The organism is Moraxella sp. CTOTU46711 (genome assembly GCF_031975715.1).
Classification (GTDB): Bacteria; Pseudomonadota; Gammaproteobacteria; order Pseudomonadales; family Moraxellaceae; genus Faucicola.
This window is the reverse complement of the sequence record NZ_DALYMP010000011.1, coordinates 39,040-55,344: the sequence shown is the minus strand read 5'-3', so window position 1 is coordinate 55,344 and position 16,305 is coordinate 39,040. Positions and strand designations below refer to the sequence as shown.

Genomic DNA, 16,305 nt, shown 5'->3' with positions numbered 1-16,305 from the left:
CGTCAGCTCCCTATTCCAAAACACCCACCTTACATAAGTAAGTGGGTGTTTTTTTGTATCCCTGAAAGCCTCAGAGAAAAACTCAGAATAGAAAATTAATGTTTTTATCACAGACTTTGGGTAAAATAGGCGAAAATTTTTGGTGTGAAATTTAAAGTGAGTGTTACCATGCAAATTACCGTTATTGACCATCCCTTAGTTAAGCATAAATTATCCTTGATGCGCGAGGCAGAGAGTAGCACTTATAAATTTCGTACCTTGACCAAAGAGCTTGCCCGTTTGATGGCGTATGAAGCAAGCCGTGATTTTCCCATAGAAACAATCAGCATTCAGGGCTGGGAAGGCAACCAAATAGAAGGCATTCAAATCAAAGGTAAAACCGTTACTGTTGTACCTATCTTGCGCGCAGGGTTGGGAATGCTTGATGGGGTGTTAGACCTTATTCCCACTGCAAAAATCTCGATGGTTGGACTGCAACGTGATGAGGATACCCTTGAGCCTGTGCCTTTTTTTGAAAAGTTGGTCAAAGATATTAATGAGCGTCCTGCGTTGATTTTAGATCCTATGCTTGCGACTGGCGGTAGTATGGTAGCAACGATTGATATGATGAAAAAACACGGTTGTAAAGATATTAAAGCCTTGGTATTGGTCGCAACGCCTGAAGGGGTGAAAGCGGTGAATGATGCCCATCCTGATGTGAAGATTTTTACCGCAGCACTCGATAGTCATCTTAATGAACAGGGGTATATTATCCCAGGTCTTGGGGATGCAGGGGATAAAATTTTTGGCACAAAACAACATTGATGAGTAAAACAGTAAAAGTAGGAGAAAAGCTAGATGATTTATCTAGCTTTTTTATTGACTGTTGTATAGTGGCTATTTTTTGGTCGGTTGTAAGCTATCGGCTAAGTCGATGAGCTTGACAAATTCGCGGCGAATACCTTGTGGGTCGTTGCCGATATTGGCTTGGGCGAGTCGCTTGCTATCGTTTAGTTGCCAATTACCGAGGTATTTGCTCTGCTTGAGGGTTTCACCAAAACTTGCCACACTTAGCGCAAATGCCATCTCGCTGCTCGGCTGTTGGGTCTGATTGCTAATGGGCAGGGTTAAAAGCGTTGATGTGTTGCTATTTGGGGCTTTATAGCGAAGTTTTAAAAAACCCAGCTCAGTATCTTTGCCTGTATGACTGATAGGGTGAGCTTGGTAGCGGCTATCGTCTAGCCAACCTTGCTGCCCGACAGGGGTAATTTCAAACAGCGCAACCACGGATTTGCCTGCACCTAGCTCACCTGCATCTACTTTATCGTTGTTAAAATCTTCTTTTGCAAGGACACGATTTTCATAACCAATTAAGCGCCATTCTTTAACCGTTTGGGGATTGAATTCCACTTGGACTTTGACGTCTTTTGCCACGGTATTAAAGGTCGCTGACATTTCGTCTACCAAGGCTTTTTTGGCCTCAGACAGGCTGTCAATGTAGCTATAGTTACCGTTGCCGTTATCTGCGACTTGTTCCATCATGTGGTCGTTTAAGTTGCCTTCACCAAAGCCAAACGTAGAAAGTGACACACCGCTATCACGTTCACGGCGGATAATATCTAGCATTTCATCGACGTCCGATACGCCGACATTAAAATCCCCATCGGTCATCATCAAAATACGGTTGATGCCGTCTTTTTTATAGTGGATTTTTGCTTGTTGATAAGCCAGCTTTATCGCCGCTTCGCCATTGGTCGAGCCACTGGCATCTAGGCTATCAATCGCGGCTAATATTTTGTCGGTATCACTCCCTTTAGTGGCTGGAAGCGTCACTTGGGTATGACCAGCATAGGTCACGATACTGATGGTATCTTGCGACCTCAATTGTTTGGTGAGCATTTTTAGCGAAGATTTGACTAGGGGTAATTTATCGTTGTCTGACATCGAGCCTGACACATCCACCAAAAATACCAAGTTGGCAGGCGGTAACACGCTTTGTTTGGTGATGGTAGGGTCATCCGCTTTGATAGCCACTTTGATAATACGATTGGTAGCACGCCAAGGTGCGGCAACTGTTTCGGTGCTTACTAAGAAAGGGGCGTTGGCAAGGCGCTTGGCTTGTGAAAAGTCATAGTTAAAATAGTTGATAAGCTCTTCAATACGCACCGCGTCTGTGGGCGGTAGTTGCCCGTTGTTGAGAAAACGGCGCACATTGGCGTAGCTGCCCGTGTCGGTATCGATACTAAAGGTGGCAACGGCATCAGTGGCGGTTTGGTGAATGGGGTTGACTGCAAGGTGCTGATATTTTTCGCTATTATCCTGTTGTATCGGCATCGGCATGATAGGCGAGTAGCGTGCCATCTTGCTCATTGCTGCTGCATCCATCATCATGGCAGGCGCAGCAACCACGGGCGTTGGCTGGGCGATGACAGGTGTGGCAGGGCTCGTATCACGGCTATTTGACTGTGAGGGGCTACACGCCGTCAATAAGCTTTGGGCGATGACGAGGCTCAGTAGTGTTGGCTTAAAAATGTCGCGCTGCATGACTAACTCCTTTTCAATCGTGGCTGGCGTAATCACAGTTTACGACATTTTTTGATAAAAAAGGCAGGTTTTTGTGATAAAACCCGCTAGACATGGCTGTGGTTAGCGCGGTATCAGCGGTTAAATAGGTTAAGAATGATGGTGAGAATGATACTCACGATAATCATGGTGACGATGGGAAAATGAAAACTAAAGCCACCGCCTTCGGAGCGATAATTAACGTCCCCCGGCATACGACCAAACCAGTTAAAGGCATTGGGAAAAAACAAATAAATCAAGCCAATGATGAGAAATAAAATCCCTATCCCAATAAAAATTTTTGCCATTTAATAAACCTTTGTGTTTTTATAATGACTTGTATTTTATAGAATTCTCAATATGCTTTTAGCTCTGTTTTGTTGTATAGCTTTGGTGCTAGTGTAAACTTTTAAAACTATAAAACCATTAATCTCTAGTTTTTAAATGTGGTATTGCAATATGGGTGAGTTAATTGAGCATTATCAGCTTGTCCTAAGCCACCATCTTCTTTTCTTGTAATATGGTCAAAGGAAATAGCATTTGTATGTACTCTTGCATCACAAATTTTACAACGTAAAGCTGTTTCAAGTGCTTCAGTTATAAAAACCGCCGATTTAGTTTCGGATGAGAAATCTTTTCTCAAAACTAAATCATCATCATTATCGTTTGTCTTGACGAATTTAAAATCATCTTTCTTTAAGACTTTTTTTACGGCTTCATCTGAGTCGTTTTCAATTAATAATTCGTTCATAACACTCATCAGAAATTCTTTAATATGTGGTAGTGCCTTAGTAGACTCTCGATAGTATCTCGTTATCTGTTGTATGATAAAATCATATGATATTAAAATTTCTTCAAAACTTGCTCTAACCTTTATGAAATCTTTCAGTTTCTTTTTTTCATCTAACTCAATTATAAAATCCGTGATTGCAAAGAAAGAGGCTGTTTTATGTCTTCCAGTCTTCGAATAAAAATACACAGCAGGATGTAAGCCAAGAGATGAAGCATGATTAGCATTAATTAAATAGGCTATCTTTCTACATTTTCTTAAAACTTCAACCGTATAACTGCCGTCTAAATCGTCTTTTTCGAGATTTGGATAATTTTTATTAACTAAGTTGACAAACTCGAATATTAGTAATGCACTCTGAGCAGAATATCCTTTCCCACCAATCGGTAAATCAAGAGTTTTTACAGGATTCTTAAGTTTAGGTAGAAAAAATACTCTATTTATTTCTTCAGACAATTTAACTATTTCTTCTCTATTTTCTTTTGTACATTTAGACCAATACTGATGTCCACGCCCACCTTTTATGATCGCTCTTGAAGCAATACCGTTAGGTTTTTTTCTAGATTCAATTAATTTTAATTCAGTTGGGTCAATCTTCGCAGCTTGCTGATTAATTTTAAAAAAAGAATCTTCAGCAACTTTAGCATCACCTTCAACCCATTGTAGTTGTATTGCTAAAGCACCCAAACTCTTAGCCTTTTGTACAATTTCATCTTTAACCTTTTCTGGATATTTTAAAGAAAGCTGAAAATCGGAATAGCTACCAATTTCGTTATCAACTAGTTTTCTAGTCCTACTTGCTATTTCAAGTTGCTCGTCAGGAATTAAGCCATCAAATGCTAATTTTGAAATGGTACCATCACCATAATCATCATTAATCCAAGCAATTAACGAGCTAATCCTATGTGAGCCATCAATAACAAAATTATGTCCTGCTTTGCTCCGCCATAATATTACTGCTGGAATCAATTCACCATTTATGAAACTTTTAATTAATTCACAAACTTTAGACTCTGTCCATTCATTAGTTTCCCTTTGAAAATCTGGTTTTCTTAAAGTGAGATAAAAAAAATCATCTTCACGTAAATCAGAAATTGAAAAAGTCTCCTTTTTCTTACCTGTATTTAAAGTTTCATCTAAATCAAAATCTTCTCTCTGTAAGAGTGAATCTAGGTATACTTTTGCCATTTGGGAATCCTTCTACCATAAAAATAACTTATTTCGTTTTTCTCGGTGGTAAGCCTGTATGTTGGGTTTGGAAATTACCCTTTTTCGGATTCGGTTTTTTACCAAAACTGCTTGGCGTAGGTTTCTTGCCCGATTTTTGAGCCGTGTTATCCTTAGCACTACGCTTGACCGAATCACCGCCTGCTGAGCTGTTTTTCTTTCTTGCCGACTGGTAAACGTCTTCACCTTCCAGTTTTGGATTATAAGGCGGAATTAAACACTGACTGCCATGCCCAATCAAATCCTCACGCCCCAAGTCTTTGAGCGATTGACGCAGCAGTGCCCAGTTTTTGGGGTCGTGATAGCGTAGATACGCTTTGTGAAGTTTACGCTGTTTACCCGATTTGACGATTTCCACCCCTTCGCTGTCACGGGTGACTTTATGTAAGGGGTCTTTGGCAGTATGGTACATGGTAGTAGCAGTTGCCATCGGGCTTGGGTAAAAGGCTTGCACTTGGTCAGCACGAAAGCCATTGCGCTTGAGCCAAATCGCCAAGTTCATCATGTCGGTGTCGGTGGTGCCAGGGTGCGCGGCGATAAAATACGGAATCAAATATTGCTCTTTACCTGCTTCACGACTGTATTTGTCGAACATCTGCTTGAAAGTATCGTACGTCCCCATACCCGGTTTCATCATTTTGGAGAGCACATTGGTTTCGGAATGTTCAGGGGCGATTTTGAGATAACCGCCGACATGGTGGGTGACCAATTCTTTGACATATTCGGGGTCTTTGACCGCCAAATCATAGCGCAAGCCTGACGCAATCAGGATTTTTTTCACCCCTTTGATGTCACGAGCTTTACGGTACAGTTGGGTAAGATGACTGTGGTCGGTGAGTAAGTTGTCGCAAATATCGGGATACACGCAGGAGGGCTTGCGGCAGTTTTTCTCAATGGCATCGTCTTTACAATGCAGACGATACATATTGGCAGTCGGTCCGCCAAGGTCAGAAATTACCCCGGTAAATGACGGCTCGGTGTCGCGGATTTTTTTGATTTCGCCCAAGATAGACTCTTCTGAGCGGTTTTGGATAATGCGTCCTTCATGTTCGGTAATCGAGCAGAAGGTACAGCCACCAAAACAGCCACGCATGATATTGACTGATAATTTAATCATGTCATAGGCAGGAATTCTTGCGTTGCCGTAGCTAGGATGGGGCAAACGGGCATAAGGCAAATCAAAGATATAATCCATCTCTTCCATAGTAAGTGGAATAGGCGGCGGATTGAGCCATACATCAATGTCACCATGTCGCTGCACCAAGGCGCGGGCGTTATGCGGATTGGTTTCTAGGTGCAAAATACGGTTGGCATGGGCGTAAAGTACCGCGTCGGATTTGACTTGCTCAAAGTCGGGCAAGCGAATCACGGTTTTGTCACGGAGCGGCAACGGGCGTTTGTGTTTTAAGGCGTTTTTATTGGGGTCTTTGAGGTTGACCACTTGGATGTCTTGGCTTTCAGCGACCTTATCAGCATTGAGCACTTTGTGCTCGACTTTATCTGCTACAAACCCTTTGTATTGACTCTCAAGGGTTTTTTCTTGTTCGATGTGACAGTCGCCCACATCTTCCATCATCACATACGGATTGATAATCGGGTCAACGCGCCCAACGGTGTCGACGTCGTTACTGGCGATTTCTATCATATCGCGTTGCCAGTGTTTTTTTGTTTGTGTCGACAGATACGCGGTGCCACGCACTTTGGCAAGGTCTTCAAAACGGTAACCTTTGGCAAGTGCATGTACAACATCGACAATCGCCCGCTCGGCATTGCCATACAGCAAAATATCAGCGCGGCTATCCATCAAAATGCTACGGCGCACTTTATCTGACCAATAATCATAATGGGCGATACGGCGCAGCGAGCCTTCAATCCCGCCCAAAATAATGGGCACATCGGGATAGGCTTCACGGCAGCGCTGGCTATATACCACAGCCGCACGGTCGGGGCGTTTGTCGGGGGCATTGTCTGGCGAGTAGGCATCGTCACTGCGAATGCGTCTATCGGCGGTGTAGCGGTTAATCATGCTGTCCATATTGCCTGCGGTGACGCCCCATGCAATGGTCGGTTTGCCAAGTGTCATAAAAGCGTCTTTGCTCGTCCAGTCTGGCTGGGCGATGATACCGACGCGAAAGCCTTGCGACTCTAACAGTCTGCCGATGATTGCCATACCAAAGCTTGGGTGATCGACGTAGGCATCGCCTGAGACGATAATGACATCACAGGCATCCCAACCAAGGGCATCCATTTCGGCTCGGCTCATCGGCAAAAATGGCGCAGGCTCAAAGCAGCTTGCCCAGTGTTTGTCATAGTCAAATAGGGCTTTGGTACCTTGTTTAAAGGCTTTGTTGGCAATAGTTTCGGCGGACATAGGCTTGGATATTAAATAAAATGAATATGGCTCATTTTATCATGAATCAATTTTGCGATGGAGGTTTATAGGGCGAAATAACAAAAAAACCTGATTAAATTAGTCGGGTTTAATTAAAGGGTAAAGCGATTCAGTATTTTTGTAAGAATTAACGGAAAAAATGACTGTCAAATGGCTATATTATGATTAAAATGGAAGGTATTGAATATCGCCCTAGTATTTAAACCAAAATAAACCAATCGCAGCTTTTTAAGTAGGTAGAATTTTTTTAAATAACGGGTAGTTTTCAACTTTTTGCTCATTTTTATTCAGCTTTTTAATCAACCTTTTAATCAATAAAGCAATACTGATTCGCCCTGATTTTATGCTAGTTTAATGCTAAAATGAGCTATCAAGGTTGTTAAAATGATGCTATGACCGATACCTTTGCTGATGCCCTAGAAGCGCTTGATCCCCTAACACCTGAGCCTACTAAACTTTCGCCCCCTACAGAGCCGAAGCCTAGACGGCGGTTGCCGTATATGGCGTATGAACACCAGCAGCAAATCACCCGTCTGTGTGTGCGCTGTGGACTGCTACTCATGCAATATGGGGCAGAGTCGGCAACGGTAACAGATTTGTGCCGCCGATTGGGGATAGCGTTGGGGTTGGCTAGCGTGGAGTGTGGGATTGCCTATAATGGCTTGACCATCACCACAATTTATAATAACCGCTGTATTACCACCTTGCGCGCGTCAACCACCCATGCCATCAATGTCAATATCATTGTACAAATTCAGCGAATTGTACTGGATTTGGAAAGTATGCCGGTGACGAGTACCCTAGAGCATGCGACTTATCGATTTGATGAGATTGATCGGGGCACTTATCCTGCCAAGATGGTCGCACCGATGGTCGGTGTGGCGTGTGCTTGCTTTGCGTATTTGGCAGGGGGCGATATACTGGTGTGTTTGGTGACTTTTATTGCGAGCATGATGGGATATTCGCTGCGACTATGGCTGAGTAACCGCAACTTTAACCCCTTTATATCCGCGCTCATAGCGGCGTGTTTTGGCTCCATCTTCGCCAGTACCGCGCTGTTATTGGAGATTGGTAACGACCCGCATATTGCTATGGCGTCAAGTGTGCTTTGGTTGGTGCCCAGTTTTCCTTTGATAAATTCGTTGTCGGATATGCTAAAGGGTTATATGAACATCGGTATCGGGCGCTTTATGTTTGTGATTATCTTGACGCTATCGAGCTGTATCGGCATTGTGTTGTCATTGCTACTACTAAATATCAGTCATTGGGGCGTGGGTTGATGAAAGCGTTTGATAAAATTCTATTGCCAATATTGGGTAGGGTGAAAAATGTTGATTGATGCGATTGCCTTGATACGCGCAGCAACTTTTGCTTGCTTGATGACGCTTGGCTGGACACTGCTTGTCAATGTGCCGCGCCGCTATATTTGGCAATGCTTATTGTTGACGGTGCTGGGTTACGGACTTAGAGAGCTATTAAAACAACTGTCAGTCAATTTGATACTAGCGACGTTTGTGGCAGCGGGTATTTCATCCTTTGTGGCAATTTATTTGGCAAAAAAATATTTACTCACCCCAAAGATGATTTTGGTGCCTGCCATGCTGTGTATGATGCCGGGGATTACCGCGTACAAAGCCATGATTAGCTTTGTACAGCTAGGCTACTATGGCTACAATCCACAAGTATTTACCCAAATGATGGATTTTAGCTTCAATGCGATATTTGTGACCGCTGCGTTGGTGTTTGGCATTTCGTTGCCAACGTCATTTTGGTATCGCACTAAGCCCATTGTTTGAGCCCATTGTCTGATGGCGCATTAATCTAACTAATCTAACTGGATTTTAGTGCCTACCTTGGAGAAATTCATCACAAATTGACTTTTAAAGCGTCGGACATTGTTTTCATAAGTTAAATTATCACGGGTAAAACGGTGATATTCCGCCATATTTTTGGCATGTACCAATAGCAAAAAGTCATAATCCCCTGAGATTTCATAACAACTCATCACGTTGGGCAATCGGCTCATCAAGCGCTCAAAGCCATGCTGCAGCGCGGTATTTTGTTTTTCCATTTCAATCAGCACAAACGCGCTTAAATCAAAGCCCAATTCGGTAGGGTTGACAATCACTACTTGGCGAGTAATCACCCCGGTCTCTGTCATCATTTGGATACGGCGCTGACAGGTCGCTACCGATGCATGCACTTTTTCGGCGATGTTCTTGAGTGGTAGGGTCGCATCTTCTTGCAATAAGTTTAAAATACGTTTGTCGATATCATCGATTTCATGAATCATAGCCATGTCCTTCTAAAAATATACAATAAGACAAATTGAGAAAAATATAGCAAATTTATCTTATATTAACGTTAATTTATCATAAACAGGTTTATTTTGAAATAATTTACCAAAGATAATTGTTATACTGCTTGGCAATTTAACCGCAAAAGCAAAAATATAACAAGGTCAATTATGTCAGTCCCCAGCGTTTTATCACCATCGTCTATCGTTGTCCAGCCTAAGACAACAATGCCACAGCCCGCTACCGCTGCCAAAAAGTTACGTTTTGGGGTGATGTTGGCATTGATTTCTAATGTGTTGTTTGGCGTGCTGTATCTGTATAGTCACTGGCTTGCGCCGTTGTCAGGCACGCAAGTTTTTTTGTGGCGCATGGTGGCGATGTGGTTTGGGTTGGTGGGGTTGTTGGCGATGACGCAAAGTTTTGGGCAGCTCAAAGCATTTTTGATGGGATTAAACAAACAACAATGGGTTTTATTGCTGTTGCCGACACCGATTTTGGCAAGTCAGCTGTGGCTGTTTATGTGGGCGCCTATCAATGGACAGGCGGTCAATACCGCAATGGGGTATTTTTTGTTTCCCTTGATGATGGTGCTGATGGGCTGCGTGATGTTTAAAGAAACCTTAAATCGATTGCAGTGGGCGGCGATTATCGTTGCGGCAGCAGGGGTAGGATTGCAATTTTGGCTCGCGGGGAGTGTGTCGTGGGCGACTGCATGGGTGTGTTTGACGTATCCGATTTATTATGGACTGCGCCGCTGGCAAGGGGTACCTGCGCTGATGGGGCTGTTCGTTGATTTGTCAGTGATTGCCCCGATTGCCTTGGGTTTTTTATTATGGCAAAACAGCAGTATATCGATAGTAACAGGGTCAATGACAATGGGGCTGTTATTGATTGGGCTGGGTATGATTAGTGCGCTTGCCATGCAGACCAATCTTAAAGCCAGTCAGGTGTTACCGATGAACACCTTTGGTATGCTCAGTTATCTTGAACCTGCGCTGATGTTTTTATTGTCCATTTTTGTGCTGCATGAAGCTGTCAATGGTACCATGATTGCCAGTTTTGCTTTAATTTGGGTAGGGGTGTTGCTGATGATCGTAAATGCAATGCGAGCGTCCAAAAATAACCACTCAACCGCTATTTGTGAATAGGTAAGCTAATATTCTTGATTTAATGGATGGATAAGTATGTAAGAAATTGTTAAAATTGCGCTGAACAAAAATTGTACAACGATAAAGACTGAGGTGCTGCTTGGGGCAAATTCATTATCTAACTTATGTGAGCCGTATGACGTTGAAAGCTGGCGTAACCCCTAGAACGCTGTCTGATATCATGACGGTGGCACAGCGTGAGAACCTTGTCCATCAAATTACCGGTTTTTTGTGCTTTGGTAATGGCTATTTTTTTCAGTACATTGAAGGCGAAAAATCAGCGATTGAGCAATTATTTGGTAACATTCAGCGTGATGGGCGCAACCGCGATGTCACGCTCAAGTCTAAAGGGGTGATCGAACAAAGGCTATTTCAAGATTGGCAAATGTTGATGGTCAATATCAATAACCCAGAAACACATGAAGATGTTATCAATGCGTTTTTACCTTTATTGTCAGCTGGGTCAAAAGCGGCAGCGGCTGATAAGTTTGTTGAGGTCATGCGGTCACAATATCATCGCCGTAGCTTGGTGGACTTTCAAAGCTATTCTCTCAAAAATGTCAGTCATTATGGGGTCAGTCTGCGCGGATTGCTCAAAGTGCATCAGCATTTTTTATTGGTTCAAAGCATTTTACTGGTATTAATTTTGATTAGTTTTAGCCTATTTTGGGGTCTGTAGCATCGAGAAAAGTGTAGCATCGAGAAATATGTTATCCGCTGTTGACTATTGAAACCGCTTACCGAAAATCACACGCCGCTACATGGTCATTCACCATGCCGACTGCTTGCATAAACGCATAGCAAATTGTCGAGCCCACAAATTTAAACCCGTCTTTTTTGAGCGCTTTTGACATCTTATCTGAATATTCAGTGTTGGTGGGGATATCAGCAAGGGTTTTTGGATGGTTATCCTGCGGTATTTTTGCCAAGCCGCTGGGCGACAAGTTCCAAAGATAATCGCTAAAAGCTTGCGTTTGGGTGATTTTTAGATAGCATTTGGCATTGTTGATAATGGCTTTGATTTTACCACGGTGGCGAATAATCCCCGCATCGGTCATGAGACTATCGACCATGTCATCATCAAACTGCGCGATAATTGCAGGGTCAAAATCAGCAAATAGTTGGTAATAACGCTCGCGTTTTTTGAGTATGGTAATCCAGCTGAGTCCCGCTTGCATGCCTTCTAAACACAGCATGGCAAATAGATGACGGTCATCATAACTGGGCTTTCCCCATTCATTATCGTGGTAAGCTTGATAAAGTGGGTCCGTGCCGCACCATTCACAGCGGTTATAGGCTTTCATCGTATGTCTCATGGTATTGAAAGGTTTATTATAACCGCCTTGGGCAAAAAAAACGCCAGCATTTGCCAGCGTTTTTTAGGTATCAGTTTTTAGTCTATCCTTTAATCTATGTTTTAATCCATCAAATCGATATTTTTGGTTTCTTTAATTGAGAATAACGCGATGAGAGAAATCAAACCGTTAATAACGATATATATAGCCACACCTTTCATGCCATATTGCTCATTGATTTTGATGGCATAAATCGCAGGAATCGATGCACCCACAATCGCTGCTAGATTGTAAGCCAGTGACGCACCTGAATACCGTACTTCGGTGGGGAACAGCTCTGGTAATAGCGCTGCCATTGGACCAAACGACATACCCATACATGCCATGCCTAAAATCAGAAAAATAAATACCGTGGTTGGTGTGCCATTGCTGAGCAGCATTGGCATAAAGCAGGCAAACACCATACATAATATAGTCACGCCAATCAGCCATTTTTTACGACCGATTTTGTCAGCACCAATACCTGAGATACTGGTAAAAATACCAAACACAATCGCAGCCACCAATAAAAAGCCAGTAAAGGTATTTGGGGCAATACCTAACCCTGTTGGGAAGCCAAAAGAAGATAATTTTGCCGGGCTTTTTGAATAGGCTTGTACGAAGGCAGTCATGATATAAAAAATTACATAAGTCATCGCCATCAAGAATGTGCCTTGCATAATCGGACGCCAATATTGGGTAATGACTTTTGACACAGGGGCATTAACTTTTTTGCCTTCGGCTTCAGCGGTAAGGAATACATGGCTTTCATGCAGGCTTAAACGTACCCAAAGACCCACACCCACAAGCACGATTGAAATAAGAAACGGGATGCGCCATGCCCACTCGACCAAGGCATCTTTTCCTAAAAAATAACTGAGTAAAAAGAACACTAAATTGGCTAAAAATAACCCAATCGGCGCGCCTAACTGCGGGAAAGTACCATACCAAGCACGTTTGCCTTCTGGCGCATTTTCGGTGGCGACCAAGGCAGCACCGCCCCATTCACCGCCAAGCCCAATCCCTTGACCCACACGAAGTAAACATAACAATAATGGGGCAATGACACCTACTTGGGCATAAGTCGGTAGCAAACCAATCGCTACGGTTGATAAACCCATCGTGAGCAGAGAGGCCACCAAGGTTTTTTTACGACCGAGTTTATCACCAAAGTGACCAAATAACGCTGAACCGAAAGGGCGGGCAATAAATGCCAATGCCAACGTCGAAAGCGAGTAAAGCATCGCCGCTTTTTCATCGGTTTTATCAAAAAACTGGGTATTAAAAATCAATACCGCCGCAGCGGCATAAATATAGTAATCATAAAACTCAATAGCCGTACCAATCATGGATGCCACGGCGACCTTTTTTGGGTCATTGCGTAGCGCGATATGCTGATGATCAGGGTGCGCGGTTGAAGCGGTCGTCATGATGTCTACCCTCCTTAGATAATAAAAGTTTAAGTGAAAATTAAGATGCATAAAATATTGGAATGAATTATAAATCATAATTTGTCAAAAACTTGATAAAAATAGTTAAGGTGATGCAAACATTTGGTTATTAATCGCTGATTTGATAAATTTCGTCAGCTTATCCATAATAAGCCATCACAAAATACACATTAAAAATTAAGAGGTAACCATGATTCGTGAGCTAGCCATTACCGACTTTTCTGCCACCGCAAACGATACCGTTTGGGATGTGCGGGATAGTAAAGCATTTGCGCAAGGACATATTGAGTCTGCCAAAAACCAACCCTTGGATACGCTGACGGCAGAGTTATTGGCAACCACGGATGGCACCGTCTATGTGCTATGCGGTGGCGGCAGCAAAGCCGCCAAAGCTGTCGCTTTGCTCAATGAGATTGACCCAAATCGGGACATCGTCCATTTGACGGGTGGTACGCGTGCGGCAAAAGCGGCAGGTATGACCATCGTGAGTGATAATCTGTCATGACTGACCTAGCAAAAAATATTATCTATACGGGGGTAGCAGGGACAGGCAAGACCTACCGACTGCAACAAATCGCCAAACAATATACCGAGATATTGCCAGTAGCCAATGCGGATGAATTGCTAAAAGCTTTGCTTAAACCATTAAGCTGGCGAGATGTAATTTGTTTGATATTCCTAAATAATTATCAACAAGGTAGAAAACTGCTTAAAGTGCCAGAAATAATCGATCATCAATTTTTTAGGATGAAGGCGCAATTAAATGACCGTAAAGAAAATTTGAATCAAACGGCTTGGGGTACATTGATGATGTACAGTGATAAGAACTCAGTCCGTGTCAAATATCATCGAAGGGCTAGCCAATCGTATTTTGATAAAGACGATAGCAGTAATTGGTTTTTATTAGCAGACAGTTTGCCGTTATTAGCAGACTTGCAAAACAAGCTTGATGATTACCAAACGGCGATTCAGAGCCAGTTTCAGCCCAACTATTTACAGCCAAAGCTAGAACGCTTTAGTTTTGTCAGTTTTCATCAAGCGTATGGGTATGAAGAATTTGTCGAAGGGATTCGTCCCCACATCGCGGACAATGGGCAGATGAGCTATCGCATTGAGTCAGGCGCTTTTCTTAAACTGTGTCAACAAGCCAAACATGACCCTAGTCACCGTTATGCCATGTTGATTGATGAAATCAACCGCGCCAATGTCGCCCGCGTGTTTGGGGAATTGATGAGTTTGATTGAACCGACGAAACGCGCAGGACAGACAGATAGCTTGTTGGTGAATTTGGCGTATTCGCGTCAGCCGTTTAGTGTGCCTAGCAATGTCGATATCTACGCCACCATGAACAGCCAAGATCATTCATTGGCGCCGCTGGATATGGCATTTCGCCGCCGTTTTGAATTTATTGAATGTCAACCACAACCACAGTTACTGGGTAAAGTCGTGGCAAATGGGATTGAGATTGATTTAGCCAAGTTGTTGACGGCATTGAATGAAAGAATCTTGCAAAATTTGGCAAAAGACAGCCAGTTAGGGCATAGTTTTTTGTGGGGTATTGATTCGCTGCAAGCGTTAAGCGCTGCGTTTAGCCAATCCATCATCCCTCAAGTGGCTCAAGCCTGCCAGCACCATGGACAAATCCTGCAAGCAATCTTTGGGCAGCGCTTTATCAGGCTGGTTGATAACAAAAAAGCAACTGGATTTATGGCGCAGCAAGCGGGTTTTGACATCAATACCCAAGCGCTTGATGACCCAAATAGCTATCTTGCAATCTATCAAAGCGCCTCATGAAAGCCATTATCACCTTTGAACATAGTTGCCTGACCGCGGCAGATTTTGACGATGGGCAGGATTTTGACTGGCTTATCGAGCAAAATTTTGACGTATTTCGCATTGAGCGTAAACAGCAGCGGTGGCAACTCAAAGTGCGCCACTATATCGGTGTGATTGGGTTGCCCAGTGGCGGGCAAGTTGAGATTTTGCCAAAACTTGCACAAAGCCAAATCACTCACGCTGATGAAGTTACCCAAACCCGTCAATGGGTGCAACAGATGCTGACAGCGGTATGGCAAGCTTTATTGCCCAAGTCGTTAGCCAATCTAGCCAATCAACTACTCATCAATCCTCCAGCCCCCAATCCTCCACCAATTAATCATTCACTGTCACTTAGCGAGTGGCTGCAAGCGTATTTTTGGCAGGGATTTGCGCAGTACGTGCCCAATCAGCAATATCAGCAATTTGAGCAAAATCAGCCCTATCTGCAGGGTAAATTACTAATCAAAGAGCAATTGCAGCATAACTCCCACCAGCCGCATAAGTTTTATCATCAGACTGAAAATTTTGCGATGGATACCGCTGGCAATCGCTTGGTGAAAACCACCATCGAGCGGGTGATTGGCAGCATAGCTTTCCCATTACCGAGCCAATGGAAGGCAGTGGGTACCGTTGCCAAAGACTTATACGACACCCTATTTTCTCAAGCGCTGCAAGAGTTGACCGCGTTGCCCAGTCTGCTTGCCCAGCGTAATTATACTTTTATCAGCTTTTGTTATGCGCTGCTGACGCTACAACAAGCCAGTAGCCAAGGGCAGTTTTTGACCCCAACTTGGCTAGTGAATATGCCATTTGCCTTTGAAAAATGGGTGGGGAGGAAAATCCAAGAACAATTTGCAGCGCAGAATTTTGAACTAGTTGAGCAAAAAAGACAGCCATTGACAATGCAGCAAGGGTTAACCATCAAACCCGATATTTGGCTAAAGTCTGCCGATAAACTCATTATCGCCGATGTAAAATGGAAAAAAACTGCTACTTTCAACGACATAAGCTTGGCAGATATGTACCAACTGCTTACCTATGCCAGTGAGTTTGATGCCGATGAAGCTTGGCTGGTTGTCCCAACACTAAGCACGCAATTGATGGCACAGCAGATTGAATTTTGCCAACCCAAAAAAACCCGATTTTATCTGATGCCTTTTGCGGTGACACAAGGGTGTTTAAACCTTTTTCATTAAAATTATTCAAAAAAAGCGCTGATTTGTTTTATTTTATCAATGAGAAAGGTGAGAATTAACAACTTTTCTAACCACCAAAACTTGGTAGAATAACCGCATATAACTTTGAAA

General features: G+C 43.2%; 15 protein-coding genes. 8 read left to right on the top strand and 7 right to left on the bottom strand.

All coding sequences use genetic code 11. The features are described from left to right. Window positions 1-168: 168 nt before the first annotated feature. On the top strand, window positions 169-804 hold the full coding sequence (upp, locus tag RTJ53_RS11190; protein WP_312276987.1) for a uracil phosphoribosyltransferase: 636 nt from the start codon (window positions 169-171) through the stop codon (window positions 802-804). A gap of 72 nt (window positions 805-876) precedes the next feature. Here the strand turns inward: upp and RTJ53_RS11185 are convergent, their stop codons facing one another. The 4 genes from RTJ53_RS11185 to RTJ53_RS11170 all read right to left on the bottom strand — a co-directional run bounded on the left by RTJ53_RS11185 (window position 877) and on the right by RTJ53_RS11170 (window position 6,929). Beyond that, complete coding sequence (locus RTJ53_RS11185) at window positions 877-2,523, bottom strand: vWA domain-containing protein (protein ID WP_312276986.1); 1,647 nt, start codon at window positions 2,521-2,523, stop codon at window positions 877-879. 113 nt (window positions 2,524-2,636) lie between these two features. Further along, window positions 2,637-2,849, bottom strand: coding sequence for a DUF2905 domain-containing protein (locus tag RTJ53_RS11180; RefSeq protein WP_099808321.1), 213 nt, complete (start codon window positions 2,847-2,849; stop codon window positions 2,637-2,639). A 125-nt stretch (window positions 2,850-2,974) separates the two neighbouring features. Continuing rightward, window positions 2,975-4,519 (bottom strand): HNH endonuclease family protein, encoded by a 1,545-nt coding sequence (locus RTJ53_RS11175; RefSeq protein ID WP_312276985.1) that lies wholly within the window; start codon window positions 4,517-4,519, stop codon window positions 2,975-2,977. A 28-nt stretch (window positions 4,520-4,547) separates the two neighbouring features. Further along, entirely contained in the window at window positions 4,548-6,929 is a 2,382-nt protein-coding gene (locus RTJ53_RS11170; protein WP_312276984.1) for a YgiQ family radical SAM protein, read from the bottom strand. A gap of 413 nt (window positions 6,930-7,342) precedes the next feature. Here RTJ53_RS11170 and RTJ53_RS11165 point away from each other — a divergent pair, with 413 nt between their 5' ends. Next, a complete protein-coding gene (locus tag RTJ53_RS11165; RefSeq protein WP_312276983.1) occupies window positions 7,343-8,230 on the top strand; it encodes a threonine/serine exporter family protein in 888 nt (295 codons plus the stop codon). 48 nt (window positions 8,231-8,278) lie between these two features. Then, complete coding sequence (locus RTJ53_RS11160) at window positions 8,279-8,746, top strand: threonine/serine exporter family protein (RefSeq protein WP_312276982.1); 468 nt, start codon at window positions 8,279-8,281, stop codon at window positions 8,744-8,746. A gap of 29 nt (window positions 8,747-8,775) precedes the next feature. Here the strand turns inward: RTJ53_RS11160 and RTJ53_RS11155 are convergent, their stop codons facing one another. Beyond that, window positions 8,776-9,243, bottom strand: coding sequence for an Lrp/AsnC family transcriptional regulator (locus RTJ53_RS11155; protein ID WP_007115873.1), 468 nt, complete (start codon window positions 9,241-9,243; stop codon window positions 8,776-8,778). A 174-nt stretch (window positions 9,244-9,417) separates the two neighbouring features. Between RTJ53_RS11155 and rarD the strand changes: the two genes are divergently transcribed. Both rarD and RTJ53_RS11145 read left to right on the top strand, forming a co-directional pair. Continuing rightward, entirely contained in the window at window positions 9,418-10,395 is a 978-nt protein-coding gene (gene rarD, locus RTJ53_RS11150) for an EamA family transporter RarD (RefSeq protein WP_312276981.1), read from the top strand. 100 nt (window positions 10,396-10,495) lie between these two features. Further along, entirely contained in the window at window positions 10,496-11,074 is a 579-nt protein-coding gene (locus RTJ53_RS11145) for a BLUF domain-containing protein (RefSeq protein ID WP_312276980.1), read from the top strand. Window positions 11,075-11,132: 58 nt separating this feature from the next. Here RTJ53_RS11145 and RTJ53_RS11140 read toward each other — a convergent pair whose 3' ends face one another. Continuing rightward, window positions 11,133-11,711, bottom strand: coding sequence for a DNA-3-methyladenine glycosylase I (locus tag RTJ53_RS11140; protein ID WP_312276979.1), 579 nt, complete (start codon window positions 11,709-11,711; stop codon window positions 11,133-11,135). Window positions 11,712-11,812: 101 nt separating this feature from the next. Beyond that, complete coding sequence (locus RTJ53_RS11135; RefSeq protein WP_409418167.1) at window positions 11,813-13,162, bottom strand: MFS transporter; 1,350 nt, start codon at window positions 13,160-13,162, stop codon at window positions 11,813-11,815. A gap of 208 nt (window positions 13,163-13,370) precedes the next feature. Here RTJ53_RS11135 and RTJ53_RS11130 point away from each other — a divergent pair, with 208 nt between their 5' ends. From RTJ53_RS11130 to RTJ53_RS11120, 3 genes are read left to right on the top strand one after another with little or no spacing between them, the layout of a single operon-like run. Next, window positions 13,371-13,685: a rhodanese-like domain-containing protein gene (locus tag RTJ53_RS11130; protein ID WP_312276978.1), complete on the top strand. Its 315-nt coding sequence runs from the start codon at window positions 13,371-13,373 to the stop codon at window positions 13,683-13,685. Then, a complete protein-coding gene (locus RTJ53_RS11125) occupies window positions 13,682-14,974 on the top strand; it encodes an McrB family protein (protein ID WP_312276977.1) in 1,293 nt (430 codons plus the stop codon). Before RTJ53_RS11130 ends, RTJ53_RS11125 begins: the two co-directional genes overlap by 4 nt. Continuing rightward, the gene (locus RTJ53_RS11120) at window positions 14,971-16,194 is read left to right on the top strand and encodes a 5-methylcytosine restriction system specificity protein McrC (RefSeq protein ID WP_312276976.1); all 1,224 of its coding nucleotides are present in this window, start codon (window positions 14,971-14,973) and stop codon (window positions 16,192-16,194) included. The genes RTJ53_RS11125 and RTJ53_RS11120 overlap by 4 nt, the downstream gene beginning before the upstream one ends. The last annotated feature ends 111 nt before the right edge of the window (window positions 16,195-16,305 follow it).